Annotated in this window: 19 protein-coding genes; 17 read left to right on the forward strand and 2 right to left on the reverse strand. The window is 66.3% G+C overall.

All coding sequences use genetic code 11. From position 1 onward, the window contains the following. Positions 1–19 precede the first annotated feature (19 nt). Positions 20–1,222, reverse strand: a complete 1,203-nt coding sequence (locus GA645_RS13795) for an ABC transporter substrate-binding protein (RefSeq protein ID WP_152223588.1) — start codon at positions 1,220–1,222, stop codon at positions 20–22. A 171-nt stretch (positions 1,223–1,393) separates the two neighbouring features. Here GA645_RS13795 and GA645_RS28820 point away from each other — a divergent pair, with 171 nt between their 5' ends. From GA645_RS28820 to GA645_RS13825, 7 genes are all read left to right on the forward strand, one after another. Then, complete coding sequence (locus GA645_RS28820) at positions 1,394–1,552, forward strand: hypothetical protein (protein ID WP_178119542.1); 159 nt, start codon at positions 1,394–1,396, stop codon at positions 1,550–1,552. Positions 1,553–1,921: 369 nt separating this feature from the next. After that, positions 1,922–2,359: a cytochrome c-550 PedF gene (gene pedF, locus GA645_RS13800; RefSeq protein ID WP_152223589.1), complete on the forward strand. Its 438-nt coding sequence runs from the start codon at positions 1,922–1,924 to the stop codon at positions 2,357–2,359. 5 nt (positions 2,360–2,364) lie between these two features. After that, positions 2,365–3,252 (forward strand): ABC transporter substrate-binding protein, encoded by an 888-nt coding sequence (locus tag GA645_RS13805; protein WP_152223590.1) that lies wholly within the window; start codon positions 2,365–2,367, stop codon positions 3,250–3,252. Positions 3,253–3,262: 10 nt separating this feature from the next. After that, positions 3,263–4,012, forward strand: a complete 750-nt coding sequence (locus GA645_RS13810; RefSeq protein ID WP_152223591.1) for a quinoprotein dehydrogenase-associated SoxYZ-like carrier — start codon at positions 3,263–3,265, stop codon at positions 4,010–4,012. A 10-nt stretch (positions 4,013–4,022) separates the two neighbouring features. Next, a complete protein-coding gene (locus GA645_RS13815) occupies positions 4,023–4,952 on the forward strand; it encodes a quinoprotein relay system zinc metallohydrolase 1 (protein WP_152223592.1) in 930 nt (309 codons plus the stop codon). Between the two features lie 322 nt (positions 4,953–5,274). After that, entirely contained in the window at positions 5,275–7,047 is a 1,773-nt protein-coding gene (locus GA645_RS13820) for a methanol/ethanol family PQQ-dependent dehydrogenase (RefSeq protein ID WP_152223593.1), read from the forward strand. A gap of 943 nt (positions 7,048–7,990) precedes the next feature. Then, entirely contained in the window at positions 7,991–9,511 is a 1,521-nt protein-coding gene (locus GA645_RS13825) for an aldehyde dehydrogenase family protein (protein WP_152223594.1), read from the forward strand. 300 nt (positions 9,512–9,811) lie between these two features. On the opposite strand, the gene GA645_RS13830 is transcribed toward GA645_RS13825, so the two are convergent. After that, positions 9,812–10,051 (reverse strand): hypothetical protein, encoded by a 240-nt coding sequence (locus GA645_RS13830; RefSeq protein WP_152223595.1) that lies wholly within the window; start codon positions 10,049–10,051, stop codon positions 9,812–9,814. A 547-nt stretch (positions 10,052–10,598) separates the two neighbouring features. Here GA645_RS13830 and pqqA point away from each other — a divergent pair. The 10 genes from pqqA (at position 10,599) to GA645_RS13880 (ending at position 20,594) form a co-directional block, all read left to right on the forward strand. Beyond that, entirely contained in the window at positions 10,599–10,670 is a 72-nt protein-coding gene (gene pqqA, locus GA645_RS13835; protein WP_003106462.1) for a pyrroloquinoline quinone precursor peptide PqqA, read from the forward strand. A 47-nt stretch (positions 10,671–10,717) separates the two neighbouring features. Next, complete coding sequence (gene pqqB / locus GA645_RS13840) at positions 10,718–11,632, forward strand: pyrroloquinoline quinone biosynthesis protein PqqB (protein WP_152223596.1); 915 nt, start codon at positions 10,718–10,720, stop codon at positions 11,630–11,632. Between the two features lie 11 nt (positions 11,633–11,643). Continuing rightward, on the forward strand, positions 11,644–12,393 hold the full coding sequence (gene pqqC, locus GA645_RS13845; protein WP_152223597.1) for a pyrroloquinoline-quinone synthase PqqC: 750 nt from the start codon (positions 11,644–11,646) through the stop codon (positions 12,391–12,393). Continuing rightward, on the forward strand, positions 12,393–12,671 hold the full coding sequence (gene pqqD / locus GA645_RS13850; RefSeq protein WP_152223598.1) for a pyrroloquinoline quinone biosynthesis peptide chaperone PqqD: 279 nt from the start codon (positions 12,393–12,395) through the stop codon (positions 12,669–12,671). The genes pqqC and pqqD overlap by 1 nt, the downstream gene beginning before the upstream one ends. After that, the gene (gene pqqE / locus GA645_RS13855; protein ID WP_152223599.1) at positions 12,643–13,791 is read left to right on the forward strand and encodes a pyrroloquinoline quinone biosynthesis protein PqqE; all 1,149 of its coding nucleotides are present in this window, start codon (positions 12,643–12,645) and stop codon (positions 13,789–13,791) included. Before pqqD ends, pqqE begins: the two co-directional genes overlap by 29 nt. A gap of 2 nt (positions 13,792–13,793) precedes the next feature. Then, positions 13,794–15,602, forward strand: a complete 1,809-nt coding sequence (locus tag GA645_RS13860) for a S9 family peptidase (RefSeq protein ID WP_152223600.1) — start codon at positions 13,794–13,796, stop codon at positions 15,600–15,602. Between the two features lie 84 nt (positions 15,603–15,686). Beyond that, complete coding sequence (ercA, locus tag GA645_RS13865) at positions 15,687–16,850, forward strand: alcohol dehydrogenase-like regulatory protein ErcA (protein ID WP_152223601.1); 1,164 nt, start codon at positions 15,687–15,689, stop codon at positions 16,848–16,850. Beyond that, on the forward strand, positions 16,834–18,552 hold the full coding sequence (locus tag GA645_RS13870) for a NahK/ErcS family hybrid sensor histidine kinase/response regulator (protein WP_152223602.1): 1,719 nt from the start codon (positions 16,834–16,836) through the stop codon (positions 18,550–18,552). Before ercA ends, GA645_RS13870 begins: the two co-directional genes overlap by 17 nt. Positions 18,553–18,815: 263 nt before the next feature. Further along, entirely contained in the window at positions 18,816–19,184 is a 369-nt protein-coding gene (locus tag GA645_RS13875) for a cytochrome c5 family protein (protein WP_152223603.1), read from the forward strand. A gap of 99 nt (positions 19,185–19,283) precedes the next feature. Further along, positions 19,284–20,594 carry a D-arabinono-1,4-lactone oxidase gene (locus GA645_RS13880; RefSeq protein ID WP_178119624.1) on the forward strand — a complete coding sequence of 437 codons (1,311 nt, stop codon included), beginning with the start codon at positions 19,284–19,286 and terminating at the stop codon, positions 20,592–20,594. The last annotated feature ends 12 nt before the right edge of the window (positions 20,595–20,606 follow it).

Here is a 20,606-nt window from a genome sequence, read left to right on the forward strand (position 1 = left end):
AATTCCTCTGTGATGCGTGTTATGGCCGGGCGTCGGCGAGGTGGCACTGGCTTTCCGGGGCGTCGAGGCCGAGGCTGTCCAGTTCGCTGGCAGGGTGCAGGAAGCCTTCCTGCGGCGAGGTGCCGACCAGGGCGCGCGGTTGCACCAGTGGAATCGGCTGGCGCAGCTGGCCGTCCCAGGAGCGGTAGCCGAGCTTGTAGCCCTTGAAGCCGTCCAGTGGCAGGTCAGGGGACAGCGACAGCGTGCGGATCGCCATGGGGTCGGCGCTGCGCAGCCGAGTGACGGCGCTGGCGACGCTGCGCACGGCGATCCAGGCGGCGAAGTCGCGGTCGTTCATCCAGCGCCCGGCGTGCTCCTCGAAGCGCTTCTGCAGCTGCGCGGCGCCATAGGTTTCCACGGTTTTGTGCCAGCCGGTGGCGACCAGCCCCTGGGTGCCGGCCACGGGGCGCGGCAGCCAGGTGTTGTAAGGCACGTATTCGCCGAAGTCGCCGTGCTCGTCGGCCACCAGCACGGCGTCGTAATCCTCGCTGGACTGGGTGAACAGCGCCATGTCTGCCTGGGCGCTGCGGCGTTGGTCGTTGTCGAAGGTGAAGGGCTTCTCCTCGACTATCTTCGCGCCGAAGCGCTTGGCCGAACGGCGCAGGGCATTGGCGTAGGCGGCGTCTTCCGGGCGCCGGCCGACGATCAAGAGCCAGCGCGTCCACTTGCGCAGCACCAGGAACTGGGTGAGGGCGTCGGTCAGCATCAGCCGGCTGGGCAGGGTGTGCAGCACGTTCGGCGCGCACTGGCTGGCGCGCAGTTCGTCATCGGCGGCACCGGCATTGAACAGCAGGCTGTCCGGCAGGGCGGCGGACAGTTGGCGCAGGGTGTCGGCGGGGGCGTTGACCACGAACAGACGCAGGCCGGCGTCGTGCAGGCGCTTGGCTTCGGTGAGCAGCTTTTCCGGGGTGTCGGTGCTGGCGGCTTCCAGGCTGTAGTGGTGCTTGAGGAAGCGCCCGGTGCTGTTGCTGTCGGTGATTGCCAGCTCGGCGCCGCGCACGCCGGCATCGGTGGGTTCGGGGATGACATTGGACAGCAGCGGGCCGGGATCGGGCGTGTAGCCCAGGTAGCCGATACGAACCTCCAGCGCCGGAGCCTCGTTAGCGCGCGCGGCAAGGCTGAGCGATGCGGCGCAGGCGACCGCGAGCAGATAGGCCACGCCGTGCAGGACGAACTGGCGCATGGGGCGACTCCTTGTTTCTGGGTCGACAGGTTGTTCTGTCGCCAGCATAGGAATCGCTCGGGGCGCGGCAAATATGCAGAAAGTACCGTTGGGGCAGTACCAAGGTAGTAGGTTGCGCGCCGCGCCTGCGCCCTAGGATGGCGACACAATAACCAGAAGAGAAACGTCGCCATGCGTATCGCCGTCACTCTCGTCCTGCCGATCCTGCTGATGCTCAGCCTGCTCGGTTTCGATTTCATCTATGCCCGCAACAGCTATCCGAGTCCGGTCGAGGTGCGTGCGCCGGCCGGGCCGGTGGGCTGCATCCTCACTTGCCGCCACGCGCCTTAGACGGACGCTCATTCCGTGTCGTTATCGAGTCCGGGAGTGGCGCTTGGTTCGCGAGCAAGCTCGCTCTTACAGGTCTGTGCCGAGCTGCTCTTCGTAGGAGCGAGCTTGCTCGCGAACAGCCTGTAGGGCGGATAACGCCTGTGGCGTTATTCGCCCTACAAAGAGCCGGGCGATGCCCTGTTGCTGCCGTCACTGGCCGGTGGCGTGCCGCCAGGGATTCGGCCATGCCTACCGCCGCTCTAGTACCAAGGGAGTAGGCGGCATCACCCAAAGCAGGATTCGGCGCGCGGGCAAGCGTTCTTACCATCGTCACCACGGTCGCCGATCCGGGCGCCGAGCCTTGCCAAGCATCTCGATGAGGATGAAGTGATGAACAACAAGAATGTGCTGTGCGGCCTGCTGTTGCTGGCTGGCCTGGGTGCCTCGGGTCTGGCCCTGTCCCACGGCAATGTGACGCCCCAGGCAGTGGATACCACGGGACTGGAACCTCTGGGCAAGGAATGGCGCGACACCAACCCGTACCGCGAGCCCTACGCCAACCACGCCAAGGCAGTGGAGATCGGCGCCTCGGCCTACAACCAGAACTGCGCGCGCTGCCACGGTCTGGAAGCCAAGTCCGGCGGTATCGCCCCCGACCTGCGTAAGCTCGACGTCGGCGCCGAGGGCGACGAGTGGTTCAAGGAGCGGGTGATCAATGGCGCGGTGCGCGATGGTGCCGTCTACATGCCGAAGATGGCCGACTACATCAGCCAGGAAGGCCTCTGGGCGATCCGCACCTACCTGGACAGCGTGCACGTGGACGAGTGACCGCCATGCGCCTGCCCAATCTGCTGATCGGCCTGGTCCTGTGCCTGCTGCTGGGGCAGGCGCAGGCCGGGGTCCGCCCCTACGAGGACATGGTCGCCAGCGGCGTGCTGCGGGTGGCCGTGTACGAGAACTTCCCGCCCTACAGCTTCATGCAGGGTGGGCAGCCACACGGCATCGACATCGACCTGGCGACGCGCCTGGCCAGCGGCTTGGGCATGCGCGCGGAATTTCTCTGGGTCACCCCGGGCGAGCGGCTGGACGACGACCTGCGCAACTTCATCTGGAAGGGGCACTACCTGCGCCCCGGCGTGGTCGCCGACGTGATGCTGCGCGTGCCCTACGACCGCGAATACGCCAATCGGCGCAACGATGTCGGCGAGTTCGCCAACGCCCAGGTGGTGATGTTCGGCCCCTACCAGCGCGAGCGCTGGCAAGTGGTCAACGATGACCGCCGGTTGCCGAAGGTGGACACCATCGCGGCTTTCCGCGAACACCCCATCGGCGTCGAGCTGGACAGCGTGCCGTCCTTCTACCTGACCTCGGTGCTGGGCGGACAGCTCAGTCGCATGACCGTGCATTTCCCCAGCACCCAAGCGGCCTTCGACGGCATGCGCTCCGGCAAGGTGGACGCGGTGATGGCCCTGCGCGGCGAGCTGGACTGGATGCGTGCGCAAGCGGCCGACGAGCATCTGAAGAACGCCGAGAACACCTACCCGAATCTCGGTCAACCCGAGTGGGACATCGGCATGGCGGTACATGAAAGCAATCGCCAGCTTTCCAATGCCCTGGACGGCGAACTGGAAGAACTGGTGCGCAGCGGTGAGATGGAAAAGCTCTACGCGGCCTACGGCGTGCGCTACGAACTGCCGGGGCTCTATCAGGACGTGCAGTGAGGGAAACAGGATGCACAGGCGCCACGTGTTGCTCGGACTATGCGCGCTGCCGTTGCTGGCGGCGGCGGTGGAGGGCGACCCGATGCCCTCGGTGATGTGGGAGTACCACCACCAGCGGTTGCTGAACGGGGAGCCCTACGTCTTCGACGAGCGGGTGAAACTGGGCGTGCCGCCCTTCGCCGAGGACTCCCGCCAGGTACCGGTGGAAGTCGACGCCCGCGCCTTGCCGGGGCGCTTCGACCGCCTGCTGTTGTGGGCCGAGCTGAACCCGATTCCCCACGTGCTGACGCTTTATCCGGGCGAGCACCTGGAGCCGCTGCTGGCTGTGCGCATCCGTATCGAACAGGCTACGCCGATCCGCGCCGCGCTGCGGGACGAGAAGGGCGTCTGGCATGTCGGCTCCGCCTGGATCGCCGCCGCCGGCGGCGGCTGTACCGCGCCCAGCGTGGTGCGCGCGCAACCCGGCTGGGAGGACCGGCTCGGCCAGGTCCACGGCGGGTCTTGGCCCAAGGGTGAATACAGCCGGGTGCGCCTGTCGGTGTCGCACCCGATGGACAACGGCCTGGTCGGCGGAATCCCGGAGTTCTACCTGGACCACGCCGAGCTGCGCGGGCCGGACGGCGAAGTCTTCGCCCGGCTGGACCTGTTCCCGGCGGTGAGCGAAAACCCGACCTTCACCTTCGAGGTGCGCGGCCACCCGCACACCGAACTCTGGCTGCACGACAACAACGGCAACGAATTCCAGGCTGCTCTGCCTTGACGAGGTGTCCATGCGTTTCCTGCTGATCGCCCTGACGTGCCTGTGCCTGCCGGCACTGGCCGACCTGCAGTATCACCTTCAACCCCGGCAGATCGCCGACGGCACCTGGCTGGTGGAAGGCAGCACCGATAACTTCGGCAAGGACAATGGCGGTGCCATCGTCAACGTTGCCTTCATCGACACCGGCGACGGCGTGCTGGTGATCGATACCGGGCCCTCGAAACGCTACGGCGAAGCCCTGCGCGCAGTGATCCAGCAGACCACCGGCAAGCCGGTGAGGCGCGTGCTGCTGACCCATCACCATCCCGATCACGTGCTGGGCAACCAGGCCTTCGCCGACGTGCCCATCGGTGCGCTGGCCGGCACCAGCAAGCTGCTTAACGAGCAGGGCAACGCCATGGCGGAGAACATGTACCGCCTGGTAGGTGACTGGATGCGTGGCACCGAGGTGGTGCTACCAACGGAAACGGTGGCGCCGGGTACATTCCAGATGGGCAGCCATCGCTTCAGTCTTGTCGGGTTACGTGGCCACACCGGCGCGGACCTGGCGATCCTCGACGAGACCACCGGTGTGCTGCTCGCCGGGGACATAGTGTTCTACCAACGTGCGCTGACCACACCGAACAGTCCGGGGCTGGACGTGTGGCTGGGCGATCTCGACACGCTGCAGAAACTGCCGTGGACGATTATCGTCCCCGGCCATGGCCCTATCGCCACCGATGCCGCGCCCTTTGCGCAGATGCGCGACTACCTTGGCTGGCTCGACAGCGTGATGCGCGACGGCATCGCCCAGGGCTCGGACATGAACGACCTCCTGCGCACGCCCATCCCCGAGCGTTTCGCTGGCGTCAGCCTGACGCGCTACGAGCTGATCCGAAGCGTCAGTCACCTCTATCCACGCTACGAGCAGAAGGCACTGCCGCGCGTCGATGAACAGTGACTGCGCTCTCGTAGGATGGCGTGGAGCGAAGCGATACCCATCAATCCGTGTGCCGACAGGATGGGTTTCGCTCCGCTCTACCCATCCTACGCCGTCCATCTTCAAACGTAGGGGCGCAATCCCTCCTCGATAGTCTCCATCACGGAGGGCGTCCGCTCCTACGCAAGCCTTGAATTTCGCGCCGCTGCGGCAAGGTATTGCTACCAAGGAACTAGAGAATTCGGCACTGCGTTCAATTGTTGGCCACCGTCGCCAAACCAAGAATCTGCGACAGACCGGGAAACTTTCCCGGGTACAACAACAATCGCAGAGGCGCACCGCCATGAGAAAGCTTCAACCTTTCGCCCGCACCGTGCTGTTCACCGCCGTCAGCCTGGCCAGCCTGGGTGCCCACGCCGGGGTCACCGACCAGGACATCAGTGATTCCGCCAAACGCACAGACCAGATCGTGGTCAACGGGATCAACCAGCAGGGTCAGCGCTTCAGCCCGCTGAACACCCTGAACAGCGACAACGTGAAGGAACTGCGGCCGGTCTGGGCGCTGTCCTTCGGTGGGGAGAAGCAGCGTGGCCAGCAGGCGCAACCGCTGATCAAGGATGGCGTGATGTACGTCACCGCCTCCTACTCGCGGGTGTTCGCAGCAGACGCGCGCACCGGGCGCAAGCTGTGGCAGTACGACGCGCGCCTGCCCGACGGCATCATGCCCTGCTGCGACGTGATCAACCGTGGCGTCGCGCTCTATGGCGACCTGGTGATTTTCGGCACCCTTGACGCCAAGCTGGTCGCCCTGAACAAGGACACCGGTAAGGTGGTGTGGAAGAAGACCGTGGCCGACTACAAGGCCGGTTACTCCATCTCCGCCGCGCCGCTGATCGCCAAGGGCAAGCTGATCACCGGCGTGGCTGGAGGCGAGTTCGGCGTGGTCGGCAAGATCGAGGCGTACGACCCCAACAACGGCGAGCTGCTGTGGAGCCGCCCGACGGTGGAAGGCCACATGGGCTACGTCTACAAGGACGGCAAGCCGGTCGAGAACGGCATCTCCGGCGGCGAAGCGGGCAAGACCTGGCCGGGCGACCTGTGGAAGACCGGCGGCGCCGCGCCCTGGCTGGGCGGCTACTACGACCCGAGCACCGACTCGCTGTTCATCGGCACCGGCAACCCGTCGCCGTGGAACTCGCACCTGCGCCCGGGCGACAACCTGTACTCCTCCTCGCGTCTGGCGCTGAATCCTGATGACGGCTCGATCAAGTGGCACTTCCAGACCACCCCGCACGATGGCTGGGACTTCGACGGCGTCAACGAGCTGGTTTCCTTCGACTACAAGGACGGCGGAAAGACCGTGCAGGCCGCGGCCACCGCCGACCGCAACGGTTTCTTCTACGTGCTCGACCGCACCAACGGCAAGTTCATCCGTGGTTTCCCCTTCGTCGACAAGGTGACCTGGGCCAAGGGCCTGGATGACAACGGCCGGCCGATCTACGACGACGCCCACCGTCCGGGCGCGCCGGGCGAGGGCACCGAGAAGGGCTCCTCGGTCTTCGTCGCGCCGTCCTTCCTCGGCGGCAAGAACTGGATGCCCATGGCCTACAGCCAGGACACAGGCCTGTTCTACGTGCCGTCCAACGAGTGGGGCATGGACATGTGGAACGAGAACATCGCCTACAAGAAGGGCGCGGCGTACCTCGGCGCGGGGTTCACCATCAAGCCGCTGAACGAGAAGTACATCGGCGTGCTGCGCGCCATCGATCCGAAGACCGGCAAGCAGGTCTGGCGCTACGAGAACTACGCGCCGCTGTGGGGCGGCGTGCTGGCGACCCACGGCAACCTGGTGTTCACCGGCAACCCCGAGGGCTTCCTGATGGCCTTCGACGCCAAGACCGGCAAGAAGCTCTACGAGTTCAACACCGGCTCGGGCGTGATCGCCTCGCCGATTACCTGGGAAATGGACGGCGAGCAGTACGTGACTGTGCTGTCCGGCTGGGGCGGCGCGGTGCCGCTGTGGGGTGGCGAGGTGGCCAAGCGGATCAAGGACCTGGACCAGGGCGGGATGATCTGGACGTTTAAGCTGCCCAAGGATCTGGTGGCGAAGAAGTGATGTTGTTGTGAGGTGAGCAGGGGGCCGGCCGTTTAGCTGGCCCTTTGTTTTTGCGGGCGAGGGGTGGTGCTCCCGTGGGGCGGACCTTGTCCGCGATGTTTCTGGTTTGGGTGTTCTGCGTCGCTTCGGCGTGTGCTGAGACGTTTTGTTTCGCCCCCTCGGGCGAGTCACTTCTTCCAAACGTCGGAAGGCCGCCCCCAAAGAAGTAACCAAGAAGGCTCGTCCCGACATGCGGGTCCGGCTTCGCCGGACTCCCCTCCTGACGGGACTCTGCGCGCGCCTGCGACTCTGGCTGCTTCATGCTGAATGGCTCTTCGTAGGATGGCGTAGAGCGAAGCGAAACCCATCAAGGCGGATAACGCTGTGCGTTATTCGCCCTACGGGTGTTCATCCTGCAACGCAGGTGCAATGGCAGGCCTTCGCGGACAAACTCCGCTCCTACGAGAGCAGAAGCAACGCGGAGCTTTTGCTTTGCACTGGAGACTTCCAGAGAAACCTCCGCGCGCACCGGAGCGCCCCTTCAGGAGGCCGAGCGGAGTCGGAGTTTCAGGGGTTGAGCGACATGGATGTCGCGAGAGCGTCGTTGGGCCATGGATGGCCCGTCGACGCGTGCCCCTGAAACTTCGATGGAGCGAGGGAATTTTTCGCCTAAGCGAAAAACCGGATGCAGGGGCAGACCTTTTGGTTCCTTTTGGGGCCCCAAAACGGACTCGCCCGAGGGGGCGAAACAAAAAGTCTCATCCCACACCGAAGCGGCGCAAAAACACCCAAACGAAAGCGTCGCGGACAAAGTCCGCTCCTACGAAGAGCCCACGCCCCACATCTACTACCAAATGAGTAACCCACCCCTCCCATGGGTGCATTCCGAGCAGGAAAGGGCGCTGCCTAAGATCGCTCCATGACCTGGCCGATGTAGGCCGGGACCCGACAGGAGAGCATCCCCATGATCTACGCCCCACCCGGAACCCCCGGCGCCGTCGTCACCCTCAAGCCACGTTACGGCAACTACATCGGCGGCGAGTTCGTCCCGCCGGTGCTGGGCCAGTACTTCAGCAACACCTCGCCGGTGAACGGCGAAGTCATCGCCGAGTTCCCGCGTTCCACTGCCGAGGACATCGAGCGCGCTCTGGACGCCGCCCACGCCGTCGCCGACAGCTGGGGCCGCACCTCGGTGCAGGAACGCGCGCTGATCCTGCTGAAAATCGCCGACCGCATCGAACTGAACCTGGAGCAACTGGCCGTCGCCGAAACCTGGGACAACGGCAAGGCCGTGCGCGAAACCCTGAACGCCGACGTGCCGCTGGCCGCCGATCACTTCCGCTACTTCGCCGGCTGCATCCGCGCCCAGGAAGGCGGCGCCGCCGAGATCAACGAGAACACCGTCGCCTACCACATCCATGAGCCGCTGGGCGTGGTCGGGCAGATCATCCCGTGGAACTTCCCGCTGCTGATGGCCGCGTGGAAACTCGCCCCGGCCCTGGCCGCCGGCAACTGCGTGGTGCTCAAGCCAGCCGAGCAGACCCCGCTGTCGATCATGCTGCTGGCCGAGATCATCGGCGACCTGCTGCCGCCGGGCGTGCTGAACATCGTCCAGGGCTTCGGCAAGGAAGCGGGCCAGGCGCTGGCCACCAGCAAGCGTATCGCCAAGATCGCCTTCACCGGCTCCACCCCGGTCGGCTCGCACATCCTCCACTGCGCGGCGGAGAACATCATCCCGTCCACGGTGGAACTGGGCGGCAAGAGCCCGAACATCTTCTTCGAGGACATCATGCAGGCCGAACCGGCCTTCATCGAGAAAGCCGCCGAGGGTCTGGTGCTGGCCTTCTTCAACCAGGGCGAGGTGTGCACCTGCCCGTCGCGGGCGCTGGTGCAGGAATCGATCTTCGAGCCGTTCATGGCGCAGGTGATGAAGAAGATCAAGGCGATCAAGCGTGGCAACCCGCTGGACACCGAGACCATGGTCGGTGCCCAGGCGTCGCAGCAGCAGTACGAGAAGATCCTGTCCTACCTCGACATCGCCCAGAACGAGGGCGCAGAGCTGCTCACCGGTGGCTCCAGCGAGCGCCTGGAAGGGGACCTGGCCAGCGGTTACTACATCCAGCCGACCCTGCTCAAGGGCCACAACGGCATGCGCGTTTTCCAGGAGGAAATCTTCGGTCCGGTGGTGGGCGTGACCACCTTCAAGGACGAAGCCGAAGCCCTGGCCATCGCCAACGACACCGAGTTCGGCCTCGGCGCCGGCGTCTGGACCCGCGACATCAACCGCGCCTGGCGCATGGGCCGTGGCATCCAGTCCGGCCGCGTGTGGACCAACTGCTACCACCTGTACCCGGCCCACGCCGCGTTCGGTGGCTACAAGAAGTCCGGCGTCGGCCGCGAAACCCACAAGATGATGCTCGACCACTACCAGCAGACCAAGAACCTGCTGGTGAGCTACGACATCAATCCGCTGGGCTTCTTCTGATCCTCGGCTGATGTGAGCGCAAGCCGGTGTGCCGTCCCCCATCAGGCGCGCCGGCTTCCACCTCCGGTGTGCCCGCCGCCCGGGCATCCCTTGTCTCGACGCGCCCGTTCGGGCGGCCGTCCGCTTCCGTGCCCACTTCCTCGGGCGACGGTCTTCGTCGAACGCGACTCCGGTCGCGTTTTCTTTTTCGGGCGGACTGTGAAGGATCGGACTCCGTACGTGGTGCAACTGCGCTCAGGCGGCCCCTGTAGGAGCGGGCCATGCCCGCGAGCTGGCGGATAACGCTGCGCGTTATTCGCCCTACGGTCGTACCTGGGCCTCTGCGGCGTCGTACAGCCGGGCGGCATCGTCGGGCAGGAATTCCAGGCAGGAGAAGGCGCCGGCCAGCACTTCGGCCGAAGGCGCGCCGTGATCGGGGATGCCGGCGAGGAAGCTGAGCATGTGGCGCAGGGCTCGATGGCGCGCGTAGGCGGCGTCTTGCAGCGATAGGTAGCTGGGGTCGTCGTTCAGGCGGAGCAGGGACGGTGTGGTGAAAGTCATGGTTGTACCTCGTGTCCTTGAGTTTCCGCGCCCTGACGCCAATCAGGGTGGGCGGACCGTACAGGTTGGCGTACCGGGACACGAGCAACCGGCGCATCCGAAGATGCCCTGCACGGTCCCCCCATAACGCGGGTGCAACCATGCGAGCCACCCAGCGATGCTCGGTGGCTGCTCGAATCGTCGGGACGCCAATCCCGAACCGCCCAGATGGGGCAGCGGGGCCACGTTAGGGACTCGGATGGTGAGTGTCAATCGGAGGGTTCCGACGTTCGCTGCAGGTTCGTTTCGCGGGCATGACTCGCTCCTGCAGTGAGCCATTGCGCCGAGCCTACCCGCAGGAAAGGGCGATGCCCGTGATGCTCGCGGGGCAGCCGCGTCCTGGCTGGCGGTCTAGTCTGGATCGGCAAGGCCCGCACTCACTACCAAATCAGGGGGGAATCTCCTTCGAAAGTATCATTCGGCGTGTCTGCCCCCGGTGGTTAACTCGACCTACCGGAACAACCGGTGCGATGCCTGAACGACATCCCTACAACAAGAGGACAGACCCATGTGGACCAAGCCTAGCTTCACCGACCTGCGCCTTGGCTTCGAAGTGACCCTGTACTTCGCCAACCGCTGATCCACTCGGCCCCGGTCCGCCGGGGCCCCTGCCCACGGGGCACTGTCATGCACATCCGAATTCTCGGGTCGGCCGCCGGCGGCGGCTTCCCCCAGTGGAACTGCAATTGCCGCAACTGTCGCGGCGTACGCGACGGCAGCGTGATCGCGCAGCCACGCACCCAGTCGTCCATCGCGCTGTCTGACGATGGCGAGAATTGGATCCTCTGTAACGCATCCCCCGACATCCGCGCTCAGCTCGCGTCCTTCCCGGCGCTGCAACCGGCGCGGCGCCTGCGCGATTCGGCGATCGCCGCCATCGTCCTGCTGGACAGCCAGATCGACCACACCACCGGCCTGCTCAGCCTGCGCGAGGGTTGCCCGCACGAGGTGTGGTGCACCGAGATGGTCCACCAGGACCTGACCACGGGTTTCCCGCTGTTCCCCATGCTGTCGCACTGGAACGGCGGGCTGAAGCACAACCGCATCGCGCTGGATGCCGAACCCTTCACCATTCCGGCCTGTCCGGGCCTGCGCATCACCGCCATCGCCCTGCGCAGCAGCGCGCCGCCGTACTCGCCGCACCGGGGTAACCCGCATCCGGGCGACAACATCGGCCTGTTCGTCGAAGACCTCTCCACCGGCGGCAAGTTGTTCTACGCGCCGGGCCTGGGGCAGGTGGACGACGGCCTGCTGGACTGGATGCGCCGCGCCGACTGCCTGCTGGTGGACGGCACACTGTGGCGCGACGACGAGATGCGCGTCTGCGAAGTGGGCGACAAGCTCGGCAGCGAGATGGGCCACCTGGCCCAGAGCGGCCCCTGCGGCATGCTCGAAGTGCTCGACGGCATCCAAGGGCCGCGCAAGGTGCTCATCCATATCAACAACACCAATCCCATCCTCGACATCGCCTCGCCCGAACGCGCCGAACTGGACGCGCACGGCGTCGAGGTGGCGTTCGATGGCATGGGTATCTACCTGTGAGGGGAACCGCCATGACCCGAGAAGCCATGAGCCCCGCCGAGTTCGAGCAGGCGCTGCGCGCCAAGGGCGCCTGCTATCACATCTTCCATCCGTACCACGTGGCCATGTACGAAGGCCGCGCGACCCGCGAGCAGATCCAGGGCTGGGTGGCCAACCGCTTCTACTACCAGCTGAACATTCCGCTGAAGGATGCGGCGATCCTCGCCAACTGCCCGGAACGCGAGGTGCGTCGCGAGTGGCTGCAACGCATCCTCGACCATGACGGCGCACCGGGCGAGGAGGGCGGCATCGAGGCCTGGCTGCGCCTCGCCGAGTCCGTGGGGTTGGACCGCGAGCAGGTGCTGTCCCAGGAGCTGGTGCTGCCCGGCGTGCGCTTCGCGGTGGACGCCTACGTCAACTTCGCCCGCCGTGCCAGCTGGCAGGAAGCGGCCAGCAGTTCGCTGACCGAGCTGTTCGCCCCGCAGATCCACCAGTCGCGCCTGGACAGCTGGCCGCAGCACTACCCGTGGATCGACGCCAGCGGCTACGACTACTTCCGCAAGCGCCTGTCCCAGGCGCGCCGCGACGTCGAGCATGGCCTGCGCATCACCCTGGAGCACTACCGCACCCGCGAGGCCCAGGAGCGCATGCTGGAAATCCTGCAATTCAAGCTCGACGTGCTCTGGAGCATGCTCGACGCGATGAGCATGGCCTATGAACTGCAGCGCCCGCCGTACCACACGGTGACGACCGAGCGCGTATGGCACAGGGGGTTGCTGTGATGAGTCTGCCTTCACTGGACAGCGTACCGGCGCTGCGCCGGGGTTTCCGCCTGCAATTCGAACCGGCTCAGGGCTGCCACGTGCTGCTCTATCCTGAAGGGATGGTGAAGCTCAACGACAGCGCCGGGGCGATCCTCGGCCGCGTCGACGGGCAATCCGACGTCGCCGGCATCATCGACGGCCTGCGCGGCGATTTCCCCGGCGTGCCGGGCATCGACGAAGACATCATGGCATTCCTCGAGGTGGCCCATGCGCAATTCTGGATCGAGCTGCGCTGAGGCGCCGGTGGGCCCGCCGCTCTGGCTGCTGGCCGAGCTGACCTACCGCTGCCCGCTGCAGTGCCCGTACTGTTCCAACCCGCTGGACTTCGCCAAGGGCGGCGAGGAACTGACCACCGCGCAGTGGATCGAGGTGTTCCGCCAGGCCCGCGCGATGGGCGCGGCGCAGCTGGGTTTCTCCGGCGGCGAGCCGCTGGTGCGCCAGGACCTCGCCGAGTTGATCGCCGCCGCGCGCGGGCTGGGCTTCTACACCAACCTGATCACTTCCGGCATCGGGCTGAACGAGAAGCGCCTGAAGGAGTTCGCCGACGCCGGGCTGGACCACATCCAGATCAGCTTCCAGGCCGCCGACGAGGAGGTGAACAACCTGCTCGCCGGTTCGCGCAAGGCCTTCGCCCAGAAGCTCGCCATGGCCCGCGCGGTAAAGGCCCACGGCTACCCGATGGTGCTGAACTTCGTCACCCACCGGCACAATATCGACAACATTGCGAACATCATCGAGCTCTGCGTGGAGCTGGAGGCCGATTTCGTAGAACTCGCCACCTGCCAGTTCTACGGCTGGGCCGAGCTCAACCGGGCCGGCCTGCTGCCGACCCGCGAACAGCTGGAGCGCGCCGAGCGCATCACCAACGAGTATCGGGAGCGCCTGGCCGCGGCCGGCAATCCATGCAAGCTGATCTTCGTCACCCCCGACTATTACGAGGAGCGCCCCAAGGCCTGCATGGGTGGCTGGGGCAGCGTGTTCCTTGACGTCACCCCCGACGGCACCGCGCTGCCGTGCCACAGCGCGCGGCAATTGCCGGTGAAATTCCCTAACGTGCGCGAGCACAGCCTGCAGCACATCTGGTACGAGTCTTTCGGCTTCAACCGCTTCCGTGGCGACGCGTGGATGCCCGAGCCGTGCCGATCCTGCGACGAGAAGGAGCGCGATTTCGGCGGTTGCCGTTGCCAGGCCTTCATGCTCACCGGCGATGCCGAGGCGACCGACCCGGTGTGCGCCAAGTCTGCCCACCACGGGATGATCCTCGCCGCCCGCCGCCAGGCGGAGGAGGCGCCGCTGGCCCTCGAGCAGCTGACCTGGCGCAACGAGCGCGCCTCGCAACTGATCTGCAAGGCCTGAGAGTGGAACGCAACGACTGGAGCGCCGAACGCGCGGTAGCCGCCGCCGGGGATTTCGCCGAGTTGCACGTGGCCCACGGTGGACTGCTGTGGGCTGCGTTCGACCCCGCCAGCGCACGCTGCCGGCTGTTCCTCCGCCGTGAAGGGCAGAGCGTCGAGCTGACGCCACCCGGCGCCTCGGTGCGCAGCCGGGTCTACGAGTACGGCGGCGGCTCCTGCTGCGTCACCGCCGATGGGGTGGCCTGGGTGGAAGAGAGCGACCAGCAGGTGCGCTGGCTGCCACTGGCGGGCGCCCCTCGATCGGTCACCCAGCGCAGCGACTGCCGCTATGGCGACCTGCACTACGTCGCCGCCTGGAACGCGTTGCTGGCGGTGGAGGAGGAAGGCGGCCAGGGTGAAGTGCGCCACCGGATCGTTCGTCTCGACGCCGATGGGCACCGCCGGGTGATCGCGGAGGGCGCTGACTTCTATGCATCGCCCGTCGCTGGCGGCCGTGGTGAGCGAGTTGCCTGGGTCGAGTGGGATCGCCCGCACCAACCCTGGACTCGCACCCGCCTGTGCGAAGCCTTCGCTGGCGAGCAGCGTTGCCTGGCCGGGCAGACGAGCCACGAATCCATCCAGCAGCCACGCTATTGCGACGACAGTCACTTGCACTGGTTGAGCGATCTGGACGGTCACTGGCAGCCGTACCGGGAAGGACTCGGAGTTCTGCCGTCCGCGTCTGCCGACCACGCCGGCGCCCCCTGGCAGCTGGGCGGACGCACCTTCCTGCCGCTGGCGGGCGGCCGCCTGCTGGCAACCCGTTACGAAGACGGGCGCGGCATGCTGGTGCTTTATGACCGCAACGGGGAGCGTCGGTTTGCGCCGGAGTACAGCCGCTTCCGTTCCCTGGCCGCGGATGCGCACCACTTCTATTGCATCGCCGCCGCGCCGGACCGCCTGCCGACACTGCTGGCGATCCGCCGCGCCGACGGCTCCACCCAGGTCCTGGCGGGCGGCGAGCGTCCACTGGCCGAAGCCGAGCTGTCCCGAGGGGAGGCCTTCCATTACCCGGTGGGCACCGACGAGTGCGGTCATGGCTTCTTCTATCCACCCCGCGCCTTCTACCCGCCTGACGGCAAGGACTCGGCGCCGCCCTTGGTGGTGTTCCTGCACGGAGGACCGACCTCGGCCAGCTACCCGGTGTTCGACGGTCGCATCCAGTTCTGGACGCGCCGGGGCTTTGCCGTGGCCGACCTCAATTATCGCGGCAGCAGCGGCTACGGCCGGGCCTACCGCGAGCGTCTGCACCTGGGTTGGGGCCAGGTGGAAGTGGAGGACATCGGTGCCGCGCTGGATTTCCTCGCCGGGGCAGGGCGCATCGACCGCCAGCGGGTCTTCGTGCGCGGCGCCAGCGCCGGCGGCTACAGCGCGTTGATGGCGTTGGCACGGCTACCGGGCCTGCGCGGCGGCGCCAGCCTCTATGGCGTCAGCGATCCGCAGGCATTGGCGCAAGTGACCCACAAGTTCGAGGCGGATTACCTGGACTGGCTGATCGGCGACCCGCAACAGGACGCCGAGCGCTACCGCGAGCGCACGCCGGTGCTGCTGGCCGCGCACATCCACGCGCCGGTGATCTTCTTCCAGGGGGACCTGGACGCGGTGGTGGTGCCATCGCAAACCAACGCCATGGTCGACAGCCTGCGCCAGCGCGGCGTGCCGGTGGAGGCCCATCATTACCCAGGCGAGCGCCACGGTTTCCGCCTGAGCGCCAACCTGGCCCATGCGCTGGAGGCGGAGTGGCGTTTCTACCGGGCGCTGCTGGCTGTCTGAAACGTCTGCCAAGGTCGCATTGCAATACCTGACGGATGCAGTAGGCTGCCGGAAATATCCATAACAATAACGACAGAGCGCCCGATGTCTCACGAGCTCAGCCAACTGCGCAAATTCGTCTCGCCAGAGATCATTTTCGGTGCCGGATGCCGGCACAATGTCGCCAATTACGTGAAAACCTTCGGCGCGCGCAAGGTGCTGGTGGTGTCGGACCCCGGTGTACTCGCCGCCGGTTGGGTCGGCGACATCGAAGCCAGCCTGGCCGCCCAGGACATTCCCTTCTGCCGCTACACCGATGTCTCGCCCAACCCGCGCGTAGAGGAAGTGATGCGCGGCGCCGAGGTCTACCGCAGCGAGGGCTGCAACGTCATCGTCGCAGTCGGCGGCGGCAGCCCGATGGACTGCGCCAAGGGCATCGGCATCGTCGCCGCCCACGGCCGCAACATCCTCGAGTTCGAGGGCGTGGACACCCTGCGCGTGCCCAGTCCGCCGCTGATCCTGATCCCGACCACCGCCGGCACCTCGGCGGACGTCTCCCAGTTCGTGATCATCTCCAACCAGGACGAGCGGATGAAATTCTCCATCGTCAGCAAAGCGGTAGTGCCCGACGTGTCGCTGATCGACCCGGAAACCACCCTGACCATGGACCCGTTCCTCTCCGCCTGCACTGGCATCGACGCGCTGGTGCACGCCATCGAGGCCTTCGTCTCCACCGGCCACGGACCGCTCACCGACCCCCACGCACTGGAGGCCATGCGGCTGATCAACGGCAACCTGGTGCAGATGATCGCCAATCCCGGCGACATCGCCCTGCGTGAGAAGATCATGCTGGGCAGCATGCAGGCGGGCCTGGCGTTCTCCAACGCGATCCTGGGCGCGGTGCACGCCATGTCGCACAGCCTCGGTGGCTACCTGGACCTGCCCCATGGCCTGTGCAACGCGGTGCTGGTGGAGCACGTGGTGGCCTTCAACTACAGCGCCGCGCCGGAGCGCTTCAAGGTGATCGCCGAGACCCTCGGCATCGACTGCCGGGGCATGAACCACGCGCAGATACGTCAGCGTCTGGTGGAGCACCTGATCGCCCTGAAGAACGCTGTGGGCTTCCATGAAAGCCTCGGCCTGCACGGCGTCGGCAGTTCCGATATTCCCTTCCTCTCGCGCCATGCGATGCAGGACCCGTGCATCCTCACCAACCCTCGCGAGTCCAGCCTGCGCGATGTCGAGGTGGTGTATGGCGAGGCCCTCTGACGAGCAGCAACAACAGGCCCTGGCCGGGCTGCTCGGCCTCGGCAGCCACTCCGCGCGCAAGAGCCACTACCCGGAACTGGTGGCGCGCCTGGATGAGCTGGAAACCGAGCGCAATCGCTACAAATGGCTGTTCGAGAACGCCGTCCACGGCATCTTCCAGGCCAGCCTGAGCCAGGGCCTGCGCGCCGCCAACCCGGCCCTGGCGCACATGCTCGGCTATGACGACCCGCAGCAGGTGCTGTGGAACCTGCAGGACATGGCAAGCCAGCTGTTTGTCGGCGGCGAGGCGGAGATGCACCGCATCCGCGAGCTGCTGCAGGCGCAGGGCGGGTTGTTCGGCTACGAGACGCGGCTGCAGCGCAAGGACGGCAGTCACGTCGGCGTGTTGATGAACCTGCTGCTCAAGCCGGACGAAGAGGGGCTGGTGGAAGGCTTCGTCGCCGACATCACCGAGCGCATCCAGGCCCAGCAGCGCCTGCAGACCCTCAACCAGGAGCTGGAGCAGCGCGTCGCCGCTCGTACCCGCGAGCTGGAGACGCTCAACCAGCAATTGCGCGAAGCGCGCGACGCCGCCGAGGCGGCCAACCTGTCCAAGGATAAATACCTGGCGGCAGCCAGCCACGACCTGCTGCAGCCGCTGAACGCCGCGCGCCTATTGCTTTCGACGCTTCGCGAGCGGCAGTTGCCAGCGAGCGAACGGCAACTGGTGGAGCGCACGCACCAGGCACTGGAGGGTGCGGAGAACCTGCTCAGCGATCTGCTGGAAATCTCCCGCCTGGACCAGAGCGCGATCCGTCCCAATCCGGAATCGTTGGACCTGGACGAGCTGCTCGGGCCGCTGGCTTCGGAGTTCGACAGCGTGGCACGCGCCGCTGGCCTGCAACTACGCACGCGGGTTCCCGAGTTACGGGTGCGCACCGATGCGCATCTGGTTTCACGCATCCTGCGCAACTTCCTCAGCAACGCCTGCCGCTATACCCAGCAGGGCGGCGTACTGCTGGCGGCGCGCCGCCGTGGCGAGCGCGTGCGCCTTGAGGTCTGGGACACCGGGCGGGGCATTCCGGCGGACCAACTGCTGGCGATCTTCCGCGAGTTCAATCAGTTGGATGTGGGCCGCGCCGCCGAGCGCCAGGGTGTGGGCCTGGGCCTGGCGATCGTCGAGCGCATCGCTGGCCTGCTCGGCTGCGAAGTCCAGGTACGCTCGACGCCGGGCCGGGGCTCGCTGTTCGCCATCGAAATCCCGCTGGCCGATGAACTGCCGGTCCGCCAGGCAGCCCCCACTGCGCCCCGTCAAAGCACGGGGGACCCACTGCCGGGAAGGCGCCTGTTGGTGATCGACAACGAAGAGACGATTCTCTACAGCATGTCGGCGCTGCTCGGCCAATGGGGTTGCGAAGTCCTGACAGCGACCGACCTTGAAAGCGCCGAGGCGGCCCTGGGCTCGCGGGTGCCAGACATTGTCATCGCCGACTACCATCTGGACTACGGCCAAACGGGCTGCCAGGTCGTGAAGGCGTTGCGGGACAAGTACGCAACCAGCATCCCCGCCGTGATGATCACTGCCGACCGCAGCGACGAGTGCCGCAGGGCGCTGCAACGGCTGGACATCCCGCTGCTGAACAAGCCGGTACGCCCCGGGAAGCTGAGGGCCGTGCTCAGTTCGCTGGTGCAAGGGCAGGGGGAGGGCATGCCGGCCCGTTGAGGCTGGCGTACCCGGGTGATCGGCCGGTCGATTCCACCGCCGGTTGCTGCAACCTTCCTCGTCCAGGTGCCGGCGCATCGGACTTTCCGCGTCACTCGCGAACGCGCCCCAAGTGCCGCCGGGAGCGGTGACGCTGTCCTGTTAATCCCCCCTTGTTGGCCGCCAATGCCCTCAGCGCCGAGCCGCGCCTGACTTAACGTTGCTCTCTGCCCATACAACAAGAATCCGTGCCACCACCCGGCGCGGTAGAAGAGGGGAGCACCATGTCGATATCCAGAACACCACTGCTGCCGGCTGCCCTGCTGGCCCTGGTCGGGCTGCTCGGCGGCTGCGGGGATGACGCCCGCCCGAGCGCGCCGGTCCATTCCGCCACCCTGGCCCCGGCCGACAAGGCCCTGGCGAAGATCTACGACACCAGTTGCAAGACCTGCCATGCCAACCCGGCGTCCGGCGCTCCTCAGGCCGGCGATCTGCAGGCCTGGCGGCCACGGGTTGCCCAGGGCGCGGACAGCCTGCTCGACCACAGCATCAATGGCTACAAGGGCATGCCGCCCATGGGGATGTGCATGCAGTGCTCGGAAGACGAATTCCTGGCGCTGATTTCCTTCATGTCCGGTCAGCCCATCCAATAATCACAAGGTGCTCTGATGACCATACAGCTCACTCGACGCCAGCTGCTGCAGCGCGCCGGCGTTGCCGGTGCATTCGCGACACTCTTCACCCACCCGGTCATGGCGCAATTGGCTCGCACTCCACGCCTGATCCCGTGGCGCAACTGGTCCGGCGGGCAGAGTTGCCTGCCGGCGGCGCGCCTGGCGCCACAGAGCCTGGACGAGCTGGTACAGGTCATCCGCCAGGCCGAAGGCAAGGTCCGCCCGGTAGGCTCGGCGCATTCCTTCAGCCCCCTGGTGCCCACCGACGGCACGCTGGTCTCGCTCAGCTACTTCAACGGTCTGCTCGGCCATGACGCCAAGACGCTGCAGGCGGAGTTCGCCGCCGGCACGCCGATGTCGCTCATGGGCCCGGCGCTGAAAGAGATCGGCCAGGCATTGCCGAACATGTCCGACATCGATTACCAGACGCTGGCCGGGGCGATCTCCACCTCGACCCATGGCACCGGCGTCGGCTTCGGCTCCTATTCCTCCCACATCACCGGCCTGCAACTGGTGACGGCCACCGGCGAGGTGCTGGACTGCGACGCCCAGCGCCACCCCGAGGTGTTCAACGCGGCGCGGGTTTCCCTTGGCGCCTTTGGCGTGGCGACCCGGGTTCGATTGCAGAACCGCGAGGCCTACCGCCTGCGCGAGCGGCAGTGGATCGCCAGCACCGAGGAACTGCTGGAAGACGTGGAGAAGAACACCCGCGAGAACCAGCACTGGGAGATGCTGGTGATCACCCATTCCGACTATGCGCTGTCCGTGGCGCTCAACGAGACCAGCGATCCGGCCACGCCACCGCGGGACCCGGCCGAGGAGGGTGGCAACGAATTCGTCGGGTTGATCGAGAAGCTCGACAAGTACGGCAGCGACTTCCCGGCCGCGCGCCGGGCGCTGCTCAACAGCCTGCGCCATATCGCCAGCTTCGACGAGCGCGTGGCTGACTCCTACGCGGTCTACGCCAACGTCCGCAACGTCCGCTTCAACGAGATGGAGTACTCGATCCCCGCCGAGCACGGTCCGGCCTGCCTGCGGGAGATCCTCAAGCTGATCCGCGACAAGGACCTGCGCACCTGGTTCCCCATCGAGTACCGCTACGTCAAGGCCGACGATATTCCCCTGAGCATGTTCGAAGGCCGCGACAGCTGCTCGATCTCCGTGCACCAGCACTACAGCATGGACCACCACAACTTCTTCGCGGCCATCGAGCCGATCTTCTGGAAGTATGCGGGCCGGCCACACTGGGGCAAACTGCACACGCTGAACGCGCGCACCCTGCAGCCGCTGTACCCGCGCTGGAAGGAATTCACCGAGGTACGCCGGGATCTGGACCCCCAGGGCAAGTTCCTCAATGCCCATCTGTCCTCGATCCTGGGCGTGGCCTGACACGGAAGGAGA

Source organism: Pseudomonas sp. SCB32 (genome assembly GCF_009189165.1).
In the GTDB taxonomy this organism is placed as follows: domain Bacteria; phylum Pseudomonadota; class Gammaproteobacteria; order Pseudomonadales; family Pseudomonadaceae; genus Pseudomonas.